Here is a 13,248-nt window from a genome sequence, read left to right as displayed (position 1 = left end):
GATGCCTGATACAAAAGATCTTCAATATTCTTTGACCGGGGCGCAAACTGGCATATGGTTTGCTCAGCAGCTTGATCCGGACAATCCAATTTACAATACAGCGGAATATATAGAAATCAATGGACCAATCAATATTGCTCTTTTTGAAGAAGCTTTGCGGCACGTGATCAAGGAAGCGGAATCGCTGCATGTCCGCTTCGGTGAAAATATGGACGGGCCTTGGCAGATGATAAACCCGTCTCCGGATGTACAGCTGCACGTCATTGACGTCAGCTCTGAGCCTGATCCGGAAAAAACAGCATTAAACTGGATGAAAGCTGATTTAGCAAAGCCGGTTGATTTAGGGTATGACCCTTTGTTCAATGAAGCTCTGTTTATTGCCGGGCCTGATCGTTTCTTTTGGTATCAGCGCATTCATCATATAGCGATCGACGGCTTCGGTTTTTCCCTGATAGCCCAGCGTGTGGCAAGTACATATACTGCGCTTATAAAAGGACAAACAGCTAAAGGCCGTTCCTTTGGGTCTCTCCAGGCCATTTTGGAGGAGGATACAGATTATCGCGGATCAGAGCAGTATGAGAAGGATCGTCAATTCTGGCTGGACCGTTTTGCAGATGCACCTGAAGTTGTAAGCTTAGCTGATCGGGCGCCGAGAACATCTAACAGTTTTCTTCGTCATACGGCATATCTGCCTCCGTCTGATGTAAACGCGTTAAAAGAAGCGGCGCGCTATTTCTCAGGAAGCTGGCATGAAGTCATGATTGCGGTGTCAGCTGTTTATGTGCACCGTATGACCGGCTCTGAGGATGTTGTGCTCGGCCTGCCCATGATGGGTCGGATAGGGTCCGCGTCACTGAATGTACCGGCTATGGTGATGAACCTTCTCCCGCTCCGGCTGACGGTAAGCTCTTCGATGAGCTTTTCTGAACTGATTCAGCAAATTTCCCGGGAAATCCGCAGCATTCGGCGACATCATAAGTATCGCCATGAAGAGCTTCGGCGCGATCTGAAATTGATAGGAGAAAATCATAGATTATTTGGCCCTCAAATCAATCTTATGCCGTTTGATTACGGTCTCGACTTTGCCGGCGCCCGGGGCACAACGCATAATCTTTCAGCCGGTCCTGTTGATGATCTATCAATTAATGTATATGACAGAACAGACGGCAGCGGGCTGCGAATTGATGTTGATGCGAATCCCGAGGTATACAGTGAGTCTGATATTAAGCTTCATCAGCAGCGTATCCTGCAGCTGCTGCAAACGGCTTCTGCCGGAGAGGACATGCTGATTGGGCAAATGGAGCTTCTGTTGCCAGAGGAGAAAGAAAAAGTCATTTCTAAATGGAATGAGACGGCAAAATCAGAGAAGCTGGTCAGCCTTCAGGACATGTTCGAAAAGCAGGCAGTTCTTACGCCAGAACGTATCGCTCTCATGTGTGATGACATTCAAGTCAACTATCGAAAGCTCAATGAAGAGGCAAACCGCCTCGCGCGTCTGTTGATCGAAAAAGGGATTGGTCCGGAGCAATTTGTCGCTTTGGCGCTGCCGCGTTCCCCTGAGATGGTGGCCTCAATGCTTGGTGTGCTCAAGACTGGTGCGGCGTATCTCCCCCTTGATCCGGAGTTTCCAGCCGACCGCATTTCTTACATGCTGGAGGATGCGAAACCTTCATGCATCATAACGACTGAGGAAATAGCAGCCAGTCTGCCTGATAACCTGGCTGTACCGGAGCTTGTGCTTGATCAGGCTGTTACACAGGAGATTATAAAACGCTATTCGCCGGAAAATCCGGATGTATCGGTTTCTCTTGACCATCCCGCGTATATCATCTATACCTCAGGATCAACAGGAAGACCGAAGGGAGTCGTTGTGACACAGAAAAGCTTAAGCAATTTTCTGCTGTCCATGCAGGAGGCATTTTCTCTAGGAGAAGAAGACAGGCTGTTGGCTGTGACGACTGTCGCTTTTGATATTTCAGCATTGGAGTTATATCTTCCGCTGATTAGCGGAGCGCAAATTGTGATCGCAAAGAAAGAAACGATCCGTGAGCCGCAGGCATTAGCTCAAATGATTGAAAATTTCGATATTAACATCATGCAGGCGACACCGACACTGTGGCACGCTTTGGTAACGAGTGAACCTGAGAAACTTCGGGGGCTTAGAGTGCTTGTAGGAGGCGAGGCGCTGCCGAGCGGTCTTTTGCAGGCGCTTCAAGACCTTCATTGTTCAGTCACGAACTTATACGGTCCCACTGAAACAACGATTTGGTCTGCCGCAGCTTTTCTTGAAGAAGGGTTGCAGGGCGTTCCTCCGATTGGGAAACCGATTTGGAACACGCAGGTGTATGTGCTTGATAATGGATTGCAGCCGGTGCCGCCGGGCGTTGTCGGAGAGCTTTATATTGCAGGCACCGGCTTGGCCAGAGGTTATTTCCATCGCCCTGATTTAACGGCGGAGCGCTTCGTTGCAGATCCATACGGACCGCCGGGAACTAGGATGTATCGGACCGGAGACCAGGCCCGCTGGCGTGCCGATGGGTCTTTGGATTATATCGGGCGGGCGGATCATCAAATCAAAATTCGCGGATTCCGAATTGAACTTGGAGAAATTGATGCCGTGCTTGCCAATCATCCGCACATTGAACAGGCCTCGGTTGTCGTACGGGAAGATCAGCCGGGAGACAAACGATTGGCGGCTTATGTAGTCGCTGATGGTGCTATTGATACTGCAGAGCTTCGTCGTTATATGGGGGCTAGTCTTCCTGATTATATGGTACCGGCGGCGTTTGTGGAGATGGACGAGCTGCCATTAACACCTAATGGCAAGCTTGACCGGAAAGCACTGCCGGCACCAGACTTCAGCACATCTGTCAGTGATCGGTCCCCGCGGACTCCTCAGGAAGAGATATTGTGTGACTTGTTTGCAGAGGTTCTCGGTTTGGCACGCGTCGGTATCGATGACAGTTTCTTCGAGCTTGGGGGCCATTCTCTTCTTGCAGCCCGTCTGATGAGCCGCATTCGCGAGGTAATGGGAGCCGAACTTGGTATCGCCAAGCTCTTTGACGAACCGACAGTAGCCGGACTCGCTGCCCATCTTGATTTGGCGCAGAGTGCACGTCCCGCTTTGCAGAGAGCTGAGCGGCCTGAAAAGATCCCGCTATCATTTGCCCAGCGCCGGCTATGGTTCCTGCATTGTCTGGAAGGACCGAGTCCTACTTATAATATTCCGGTTGCTGTCCGTTTGTCAGGTGAGCTGGATCAAGGATTGCTGAAAGCGGCACTTTATGACCTCGTCTGCCGTCATGAAAGTCTTCGGACGATCTTCCCTGAATCACAGGGGACATCCTATCAGCATATTTTAGATGCCGATCAAGCCTGTCCCGAGTTACATGTTACTGAAATTGCTGAGAAGGAGCTTTCTGATCGGCTTGCCGAAGCTGTACGCTACAGCTTTGATCTTGCAGCTGAACCTGCTTTTCGTGCCGAGCTTTTTGTGATCGGTCCTGACGAGTACGTGCTGCTTCTTCTCGTCCATCATATTGTCGGGGACGGCTGGTCCTTAACACCGCTGACCCGAGACCTTGGGACGGCTTATGCGGCTCGCTGCCACGGACGATCTCCCGAATGGGCGCCTCTTGCTGTGCAGTATGCAGACTATGCGCTTTGGCAGCAAGAACTGCTTGGAAACGAGGATAATCCAAACAGCTTGATTGCCGGTCAGCTTGCTTTCTGGAAAGAAACCTTGAAAAACCTGCCTGATCAGCTTGAACTGCCAATCGATTATTCACGTCCGGCTGAGCCGAGTCATGATGGAGATACGATTCATTTTCGTATTGAGCCCGAGTTTCACAAGCGATTGCAGGAGCTGGCTCGCACAAATAGGGTGAGCCTGTTTATGGTGCTTCAATCCGGTCTCGCCGCTTTATTGACAAGGCTCGGGGCGGGCACCGACATTCCGATCGGCAGTCCGATCGCGGGACGGAATGATGATGCGCTGGGCGATCTTGTAGGGCTGTTTATTAATACATTGGTGCTCAGAACTGATACGTCCGGTGACCCAAGCTTTCGTGAGCTTCTAGACAGAGTACGGAAAGTGAATCTGGCCGCCTATGACAATCAGGATCTGCCGTTTGAGAGACTTGTAGAGGTGCTCAATCCGGCTCGTTCGCGTGCGATGCATCCTTTATTCCAAATCATGCTTGCGTTCCAAAACACACCGGACGCTGAACTGCATCTTCCTGATATGGAGAGCAGCCTGCGAATCAACAGTGTCGGTTCTGCCAAGTTTGATTTGACGCTGGAAATTAGTGAAGATCGCCTTGCTGACGGGACACCAAACGGAATGGAAGGACTGCTTGAATACAGCACTGATCTTTTCAAGCGGGAAACTGCTCAGGCTCTTGCTGACCGATTGATGCGCCTGTTGGAGGCTGCAGAGTCTGATCCTGACGAGCAAATCGGAAATCTGGATATTCTTGCGCCAGAGGAACGCAGCAGCATGGTGGCTGATTGGCAAAGTGTATCTGAAAAGATTCCGCACGCATGTTTGCCAGAGCAATTTGAGAAGCAGGCAGCTTTACGTCCTGATGCCATTGCCGTTGTATATGAAGATCAGGCACTGAGCTATGCAGAGCTGAATGAAAGAGCAAACCGGCTTGCCCGAATGCTGATTAGTGAAGGTGTCGGGCCGGAGCAATTTGTGGCATTGGCACTGCCCCGATCGTTGGAAATGGCTGTCGGCCTATTGGCGGTGCTAAAGGCCGGGGCAGCTTATCTCCCTCTTGATCCGGATTATCCGGCTGATCGAATTGCTTTTATGCTAAAAGATGCCCAGCCTGCGTTTATCATGACGAACACTAAAGCTGCAAATCACATTCCGCCAGTTGAAAACGTGCCGAAAATCGTGCTGGATGATCCCGAGCTGGCAGAGAAACTAAACACGTACCCTGCAGAGAATCCAAAAAATAAGGACAGGACTCAGCCGCTTTCGCCTTTGAATACGGCGTATGTCATTTATACATCCGGCTCAACAGGTGTTCCAAAAGGTGTAATGATTCCTCACCAAAATGTAACACGTTTATTTGCAGCGACTGAGCACTGGTTCCGTTTCAGCTCAGACGATATCTGGACCATGTTCCATTCCTATGCGTTTGATTTTTCGGTGTGGGAGATCTGGGGGCCTCTGCTGCATGGCGGACGTCTTGTGATCGTGCCTCACCACGTCAGCAGATCGCCAGAAGCGTTTTTGCGCCTGCTTGTCAAAGAGGGGGTGACTGTTCTGAACCAGACACCGTCTGCTTTCTATCAGTTTATGCAGGCGGAACGGGAACAGCCGGATCTCGGACAGGCACTCAGTCTGCGCTATGTCATTTTTGGCGGAGAAGCGCTTGAACTCAGCCGTTTAGAGGATTGGTACAACCGCCACCCTGAAAATAGACCGCAGCTTATCAATATGTATGGGATTACAGAAACGACGGTGCATGTGAGCTATATCGAATTAGACCGAAGCATGGCAGCTTTACGGGCAAACAGCTTGATCGGCTGCGGCATTCCCGATCTTGGTGTATACGTGCTGGATGAACGCCTGCAGCCGGTTCCGCCGGGTGTTGCCGGAGAGCTGTATGTATCAGGAGCGGGGTTAGCACGAGGTTATCTAGGCCGGCCTGGTTTAACATCTGAACGCTTCATAGCTGATCCGTTCGGTCCTCCAGGCACCCGGATGTACCGCACTGGGGATGTGGCCCGCCTCCGCGCTGACGGTTCCCTCGACTATGTCGGCCGTGCAGACCATCAAGTGAAAATTCGGGGATTCCGAATTGAATTGGGAGAAATTGAAGCCGCACTTGTTCAGCATCCGCAGCTTGAAGATGCGGCAGTGATCGTTCGTGAGGATCAGCCGGGAGATAAACGGTTGGCAGCTTATGTCATCCCTTCGGAAGAAACATTTGATACGGCGGAACTGCGCAAATATGCTGCGGAGAGACTGCCGGATTACATGGTGCCTGCTGCCTTTATGACGATGAAAGAATTGCCGCTGACACCGAATGGAAAGCTTGATCGTAAAGCGCTGCCCGCTCCGGATTTCGCAGCGGCAGTGACAGGACGAGGACCGAGAACGCCGCAGGAAGAAATTCTCTGTGACCTCTTTATGGAGGTGCTTCACTTGCCGCGTGTCGGCATTGATGACCGTTTCTTTGATTTAGGCGGACATTCCTTGCTTGCTGTACAGCTCATGAGCCGCATTCGTGAAGCACTCGGCGTTGAACTCAGCATCGGCAACTTGTTCGAAGCACCTACTGTAGCCGGGCTCGCTGAAAGACTTGAAATGGGATCAAGCCAAAGCGCTCTTGACGTTCTGCTGCCGCTCCGAACAAGCGGAGACAAGCCTCCTTTATTCTGTGTTCATCCAGCAGGGGGACTCAGCTGGTGCTATGCCGGTTTGACGACGAATATAGGAACGGATTATCCGATCTACGGCTTGCAGGCACGGGGAATCGGGCAGCGCGAGGAGCTTCCGAAAACACTTGATGACATGGCTGCCGATTACATTAAACAAATCCGAACGGTTCAGCCGAAAGGCCCGTACCATCTACTAGGCTGGTCTCTGGGCGGGAATGTCGTTCAAGCGATGGCCACCCAGCTGCAAAATCAAGGAGAAGAAGTTTCACTATTGGTGATGCTGGATGCCTATCCAAACCACTTCCTTCCTATAAAAGAGGCGCCGGATGATGAGGAAGCGCTTATTGCCCTTCTGGCGTTAGGCGGGTACGATCCGGACAGCTTAGGGGACAAACCGCTAGATTTTGAAGCAGCGATTGAGATTCTTCGCCGTGACGGCAGTGCGCTTGCGAGCTTGGATGAAACGGTCATTTTAAATTTGAAGAATACGTATGTCAATTCTGTCGGCATTTTAGGCTCCTATAAGCCGAAAACCTTCCGTGGAAATGTTTTGTTTTTCAGATCAACAATCATTCCTGAATGGTTTGATCCGATTGAACCTGACTCATGGAAGCCTTATATTAACGGACAGATTGAACAAATCGACATCGACTGCCGTCATAAAGATTTATGTCAGCCGGAACCTCTGGCTCAAATCGGCAAGGTTCTCGCTGTCAAATTGGAAGAGTTGAATAAATGGGAGGAGAAATAGAATGGCAAATCCTTTTGAAAATGCGGATGGCACATATTTGGTGCTGGTCAATGAAGAAGGCCAATATTCCCTATGGCCGGGTTTTATAGATGTGCCGAGCGGCTGGACAGTCGTTCATGAGCAAAAAGGGCGTGAAGCTTGTTTGGACTATATCCAATCGCATTGGAGCGATATGAGGCCAAACAGCCTAAAGACTGTTGAAAATGTGTAATCGTATCAAAAAGAGACTGCTCGCCGCAGTCTCTTTTTCTATCTTACGCAGACGTTTGGGTATGATCACAATCCCTGACCGGGTTTCCGTTTTCATCGGTACACCAAGATTGGGATAAAAACGCTAAAAACACAGCGGCCCACTGATCTGCAAACTGAATCAGAATACCCCCGTCATGCCAAGAGCCGTTGTCTTTTTTCCAGCGGGTATCCATTGCATTCCCTTGATTCATATGGATATTGTGCATTCCGTTGGTCGGGGTAAAGCCGAATATTTTATCTGCAGCCTGTTCAGGTCCGAATTTTGAACCAAATATATAAACCGGCGCTTTCTCATCTTGTGCTTTCTTCATATAGGTTTCAATAAAATCATTTAAATCATTATCAGGTCCTGTGATTTCATGAGGCAAAGGCTTCATTTCCCGCGGGTCAAACAAATTGCCCCGCACATAATCCAGTGCCACTTCACGGTTTGCTTCATTGATCCTTGTATATCCATACGGCATGTTCGGAAGGATGGTAATTGAGCCCGAATCAAACTGATCGTCAGCCAAATACAATACTTCAGATTCCTCAGAACTGGACATCACATTGATGGCGCACCTGTAATACGTATTCTCTTCACCGAGCATTTTGACTTGGAAATGAGGACTGTCATCATCTGTTTCCCGCTTCATGTCTAAGACTATGCCTTTTAACACGCCATATTGCTGAACAGCCATATGAATCCTCCTTTATGATCAACTTCATAGTCATAATTCGTGAAATGGTCTCTTTTTTCCTTTTAAAAAATAAAAAAGCCTGCAGAAATCTTTCTGCAAGCTCATTGTGAATTAAGCACCCGCCACAGATGATTCATCCTGTAAAGCTTTCTCGGCAGGAACATACTCATAGCCTAGATCTCTTGCTACAGCTTCATAGGTCACGTGTCCGTTTGCGGTGTTTAAACCCGCTCTCAGTGCCGCATTGTCTGCGAGCGCTTTTACTGCCCCTTTGTTCGCGATTTGCAGCGCGTATGGAACAGTAACGTTAGTCAGGGCGATTGTTGATGTACGAGGGACAGCACCCGGCATGTTCGCTACAGCATAATGCACAACCCCGTGCTTTTCATATGTTGGCTGATCATGTGTTGTGATATGGTCGACAGTTTCGACGATGCCGCCTTGGTCGATCGCTACATCAACAATGACTGAACCAGGTTTCATTTGTTTTACCATTTCCTCAGTGACAAGAGTCGGAGCTTTAGCGCCCGGAATTAATACCGCGCAAATGAGGAGATCAGCTTCCGCCACAGCATCAGCAATATTGACCGGATTAGAAATTAACGTTTTAATCTGATGGCCGAAGATGTCATCAAGCTGGCGCAAGCGGTCTGCGTTTAAGTCAATGATCGTCACATCTGCACCGAGGCCGACAGCCATTTTCGCCGCGTTTGTCCCGACAACGCCTCCTCCGATAATCGTTACTTTTCCGCGGGAAACGCCCGGCACCCCGGCAAGCAGAATGCCTTTTCCGCCTTTAGGCTTTTCTAAGAATTGAGCGCCGATTTGCGCTGCCATTCTGCCCGCAACCTCTGACATTGGCGTGAGAAGAGGCAATGTCCGGCCTTCACTGACCGTTTCATATGCGATGGCAGTTACTCCTTTATCCTTCAAGGCCTGTGCAAGCTCAGGCTCAGCTGCTAAATGAAGGTACGTAAACAGCACAAGTCCTTTGCGGAAATAAACATATTCTTCCGGCAGCGGTTCTTTTACCTTCATGACCATTTCGGCGTCCCAGACCTGCTTCGGATCAGCAATGATTTCCGCTCCTGCTGACTCATAGGCTTCATTTTCAAATCCGCTTCCAAGGCCCGCGCCTGTTTCAACCAGCACCCGGTGGCCGTTTGAAATGAGCTGAGAAACGCCCCCGGGTGTTAATGCGACACGGTTTTCATTGTTTTTTATCTCTTTAGGAACCCCTATGATCATATCTGTCTCCTCCTGTATCCTGTGATATTTTTAGTGTAGCTTGATATTTTGGAAAATTCTTTGTTTGATTAAGAAAATAAAAAAACATGGATTTGTGAAATTTCACAAATCCATGTGCCGAAGTTTGATATCTAAATAGATGGTGAATTTTTGATTCACATTTTTCAAATCAATTTCAGCGATCTGGCTGATCCGCTTAAGGCGGTAATTCAACGTATTAACGTGTATATTTAACAGCTTGGAAGCCGTATTCACGTTGCTGTCTGCTTCAATAAAGCGCTCTAGTGTTTCTACCATATTTGACTGGTGATCCCGGTCATATTGTTCCAGTTTGGAAAGCGAGTAATTATAATGGCCCGCCTGTTTCCGTTTTTCATTTAAGACATCTAAGTATTGATAAATGCCTAACTCAGAAAAGCTGAAAAGATGTTTGGTCTCTTCAGCGAACCGTTCCTTCGTTTTTAAGACGGACAATGCTTCCTGATAGGAGCGGGAGACAAAAGAAATAGAGTTGTATATTCCGCCAAAAGCGATAGAAACGTCTTCTATTTTATACCGCTCCTTCAGCTGTTTTTGCGTACTTAAAGCAAACTGTTTTAAATCTTGAAAAGGATGATCTGTTTTGGGTGAGGTTAATATAATAAGTTCATTGGAATCTACGGTCGCCAGCAGCACGTAAACCTGCTGGGTCGTTTCCTGTAAATATTGCAGCTGCTGTTCGATTTTTTCAGTCAGCTCGCCATTTATGCGGATGATCATAACGGAATACTCTGAAGGAGCGGCCATTCCAAGCTTATGGAACCCATCCGCCATATCATCCTCCTGATGGATGTGTCCGGTCAGCATTTTCCAGAAAAATTCTTGGCTGCGTTCTTCATTTTTCGTTTTTCTGATTTGAAGTTTGAGAAGCTTGTTTTTCACTGCTTTTGCTGCCATTTGCAATGTCAGCAGATCTTCATCGGACAATGTTTTTTGGATCTCAAGCGCCCATATGAAGCCAAGTACTTGCTTGTTTTTCCAAATCGAAATAGCGACGCGATTGCTCAGCCCGACTTCATCAATTTGCTTGACTCTGATCGGCTGGTCCGTTTTTAAGAGAGCTGGAATTGTCCCATCTTTCCACAACTTGTTAATCACCTTCTCCGGTACCCTTCTGCCAATAATGGTAGACGTCCGGGCAGGGTCTGTGCAGTCGCTGTGTGTACTGTAGGCAAGCAGCTTGTGGTTAACATCCTCTATGGTGATCGGGCAGCGCAGAACGTCGCTGATATGATCAGCCACATCTTCAAGTCTGTCAAAACTATATTTAAACGGATCATTCGGCATGGTCATAAATCTCCCTACTTTTCGTGCTTGATTTCTCTTTGACATCTCATCCCCTTCCTTTTATTATGATTGTTGTTGTTTGTGAAAATCAACAACAAAGAACAGAAGCAAAAAAACAATTTCATGAGAGAAACGTTCTATATACATTTGGCGGTGTAATCGCCTTTTTGCAGGACAGTTGTATGCCTCATATAATACGACAGCTTATCCTATTAATCTTCTAAGAAAGTCATCGGAGGCAAGACTAATTAAGGAAAGAAAAAACTGAACCTTTCAGAAATGGTGCTGTAGCATCAAATTTTCTGAAAGGTTTTTTTTGGGAGTTGGAGCGTTATTTGGGTCTTTTGGATTATTCGGAGAATGAAGAGAAGATTAAGAAAATAAACCTATTTACTTTACATTATATGTCATTTTTAAGTGATTCGGGGTAAACCATTGGACTCATTTTGTAAAATTAAAACATATTTGTTTGACTATGCCGAAAAACTGTTTTTATAATAATGACGTTCTAAAAATAAGTGAATTAGCCCATATTTAGGCTGATGGCACAGGAGGTAATGAGGAATATGGCAGGATTAATTCGTGTCACACCCGAAGAGCTAAGAGCGATGGCGAAGCAATACGGCGTTGAAAGCCAAGAAGTATTAAATCAGGTTGATCGTTTAAACCGAATGATCTCTGATTTGAAAAGCATGTGGGAAGGTGCTTCAAGCGAAGCGTTCGCAGATCAATACGAGCAGCTCAAACCTTCATTTATCAAAATGTCAGATTTGCTTCAAGATGTGAATCAGCAGCTTGATCAAACAGCAAATACACTTGAGTCTACTGACCAAGACATCGCAAATCAAATCCGCGGATAACAGTATGAAAGGGAAGGAGCGCCTGATTCAAAAGAAGACGGCGCTCTTTCTATGTAAGGGTGATCCTAAATGTATATTGATATTACAATAGATTTGAAACATTATAACGGCAGTGTCTTTGATCTCAGATTGTCAGATTACCACCCGGTGAAAAAAGTAATTGATATTGCTTGGCAGGCCCAAAGCGTATCTATGCCTCCGCGCGAAGGGCACTGGATCAGAGTGGTGAACAAGGATAAGGTGTTTTCCGGAGAATGCAAGCTGTCTGATTGCGGCATTACAAACGGAGACCGGCTTGAAATATTATGAAAGGATCTGGTTGAATGTCAGGTGAACAAAAATCATATTTAGAAAACCAATTAGAAGCTGTTGCCGAGAAAACAGATGCCGGCTATACATTTACCTTTCAACGGGAAAAAATAAAGCTTCTCGACGGTCTTGAAGCTAATGTGATCAAAGATATAAATCCATTTTTTCATAAAGAAATCGATGTGACGGATGATGAAGTAATCATCACAATCCAACCTCCCTCCTCCTATAAAGCATTCCGCTTCATGAAAGCTAAGGATAAAAAAAGTAAATGGCAGTTTGCCTATCAGCTTGTTCAAGCCGTACAGCAGCACAATCTGTCGAGGCTGAATTTGATTGTCGCTCCTGAAAACATTGTATTCGATAAAGGGCTTACGCCTTATTTTCTCCATTATGGAGTAAAAGAAAGCATTCCTCCTTACGAGCGTGATGAGGAAAGAGTATGGCAGGAGCTGAAAGCGGCAGCGGCTTTGGCAGTTGACGGCGCTTTTGCGTTTGAAGACTACCTGAAATTCAATGAAACGCTGACGTTCTCCGCAGAGGCAAAGGCGATATTAGATGCTGAATCCTATGATGATTTGCTCGAGCTGATTCAAACCCATATTGATGAGCTCGAAGCCAAAGCAAAAACATACATACATATCCCGAGAAAGAAGTGGAACATCCAGCGATATATCGGCCTGGGGCTCATTGTTTTGCTTGTACCGGCACTTATTTATTCGATGTACGCCTTATTTTTCGCGCAGCCAAAGCACCAGGCGATAGTGGACAGCAACCGTGCGTTCTTAAACAAGCAGTACAGTGAAGTCATCAGCACACTGTCCAAGTACGATGCGGAAAGCCTGCCTGAATCGGTGCAGTATCAGCTGGCGACGTCCTATGTTGAGGTCGAAAACCTGGGGAGTGCAAAAACCAAAAATATAGAAAATAACTTAGTCACCCTTCAATCAGACCCTCAGCATTTCTTGTATTGGATTGATTATGGTCGAGGAGAATACAAAGAAGCGATCAGTATCGGCCGTAAGCTTGAATACAATGATTATATTTACTTTGCCCTAGCTAAATATAAACAGCAGCTTTTATCTGAGGATACAAATGATGAAGACATACAAAAAGAACTTGACTCAGTAAATAGTGAGCTTGAAAAAGCCCAAAAAGAACGTCAAGAAAATAAACAGTCTAATTCTGAAACATCGTTAGTCGATACAAGCGAAGAACAGACACAAACAGACGAAGAAAAACAAGCAGAAGAGAAAGCGGCAGAAGAAAAAGCCGCAGCCGAGGAAAAAGCGAAAAAAGAAGAACAGAAGAAAAAAGAAGACGAGAAAAAAGAAACAGAAAAGAAAGATGAGAAAAAAGATGACAAATAACGTGAGACATGAAGCACAGGTCATCGCATGCTGCCATTCGGCCGTAAGGGGGT

General features: G+C 47.1%; 8 protein-coding genes. 5 read left to right on the top strand and 3 right to left on the bottom strand.

The genetic code is table 11. From position 1 onward, the window contains the following. The first annotated feature begins 1 nt into the window (after position 1). A complete protein-coding gene (gene dhbF, locus SB658_RS11165) occupies positions 2 to 7,150 on the top strand; it encodes a non-ribosomal peptide synthetase DhbF (RefSeq protein WP_144500541.1) in 7,149 nt (2,382 codons plus the stop codon). 1 nt (position 7,151) lies between these two features. Further along, the gene (locus SB658_RS11160; protein WP_003243183.1) at positions 7,152 to 7,361 is read left to right on the top strand and encodes an MbtH family protein; all 210 of its coding nucleotides are present in this window, start codon (positions 7,152 to 7,154) and stop codon (positions 7,359 to 7,361) included. Between the two features lie 43 nt (positions 7,362 to 7,404). Here the strand turns inward: SB658_RS11160 and SB658_RS11155 are convergent, their stop codons facing one another. From SB658_RS11155 to adeR, 3 genes are all read right to left on the bottom strand, one after another. Then, a complete protein-coding gene (locus SB658_RS11155) occupies positions 7,405 to 8,082 on the bottom strand; it encodes a YukJ family protein (protein ID WP_003228755.1) in 678 nt (225 codons plus the stop codon). A 111-nt stretch (positions 8,083 to 8,193) separates the two neighbouring features. Next, complete coding sequence (gene ald, locus SB658_RS11150; protein WP_014480718.1) at positions 8,194 to 9,330, bottom strand: alanine dehydrogenase; 1,137 nt, start codon at positions 9,328 to 9,330, stop codon at positions 8,194 to 8,196. A gap of 102 nt (positions 9,331 to 9,432) precedes the next feature. After that, positions 9,433 to 10,701, bottom strand: coding sequence for a sporulation transcriptional activator AdeR (gene adeR / locus SB658_RS11145; RefSeq protein WP_080477786.1), 1,269 nt, complete (start codon positions 10,699 to 10,701; stop codon positions 9,433 to 9,435). A gap of 521 nt (positions 10,702 to 11,222) precedes the next feature. Here adeR and SB658_RS11140 point away from each other — a divergent pair. From SB658_RS11140 to essB, 3 genes are all read left to right on the top strand, one after another. Further along, positions 11,223 to 11,516 carry a WXG100 family type VII secretion target gene (locus SB658_RS11140; RefSeq protein ID WP_003220661.1) on the top strand — a complete coding sequence of 98 codons (294 nt, stop codon included), beginning with the start codon at positions 11,223 to 11,225 and terminating at the stop codon, positions 11,514 to 11,516. Between the two features lie 69 nt (positions 11,517 to 11,585). Beyond that, positions 11,586 to 11,825: an ESX secretion system protein YukD gene (yukD, locus tag SB658_RS11135; protein ID WP_003228763.1), complete on the top strand. Its 240-nt coding sequence runs from the start codon at positions 11,586 to 11,588 to the stop codon at positions 11,823 to 11,825. A 14-nt stretch (positions 11,826 to 11,839) separates the two neighbouring features. Beyond that, entirely contained in the window at positions 11,840 to 13,195 is a 1,356-nt protein-coding gene (gene essB, locus SB658_RS11130; protein WP_003228765.1) for a type VII secretion protein EssB, read from the top strand. The last annotated feature ends 53 nt before the right edge of the window (positions 13,196 to 13,248 follow it).

The sequence above is a fragment of the Bacillus sp. SIMBA_008 genome (genome assembly GCF_046535495.1).
In the GTDB taxonomy this organism is placed as follows: Bacteria; Bacillota; Bacilli; order Bacillales; family Bacillaceae; genus Bacillus; species Bacillus subtilis.
Note: the sequence above shows the minus strand (reverse complement) of the source record. Positions and strands in the feature narration are given on the sequence as shown.

What these genes read in the sequence shown, in the direction of transcription:
- SB658_RS11140 (WP_003220661.1), top strand. Translation starts at nt 11,223, where the DNA reads ATGGCAGGATTAATTCGTGTCACACCCGAAGAGCTAAGAGCGATGGCG.
- dhbF (WP_144500541.1), top strand. Translation starts at nt 2, where the DNA reads ATGCCTGATACAAAAGATCTTCAATATTCTTTGACCGGGGCGCAAACT.
- SB658_RS11160 (WP_003243183.1), top strand. Translation starts at nt 7,152, where the DNA reads ATGGCAAATCCTTTTGAAAATGCGGATGGCACATATTTGGTGCTGGTC.
- ald (WP_014480718.1), bottom strand. Translation starts at nt 9,330, where the DNA reads ATGATCATAGGGGTTCCTAAAGAGATAAAAAACAATGAAAACCGTGTC.
- adeR (WP_080477786.1), bottom strand. Translation starts at nt 10,701, where the DNA reads ATGTCAAAGAGAAATCAAGCACGAAAAGTAGGGAGATTTATGACCATG.
- yukD (WP_003228763.1), top strand. Translation starts at nt 11,586, where the DNA reads ATGTATATTGATATTACAATAGATTTGAAACATTATAACGGCAGTGTC.
- essB (WP_003228765.1), top strand. Translation starts at nt 11,840, where the DNA reads ATGTCAGGTGAACAAAAATCATATTTAGAAAACCAATTAGAAGCTGTT.
- SB658_RS11155 (WP_003228755.1), bottom strand. Translation starts at nt 8,082, where the DNA reads ATGGCTGTTCAGCAATATGGCGTGTTAAAAGGCATAGTCTTAGACATG.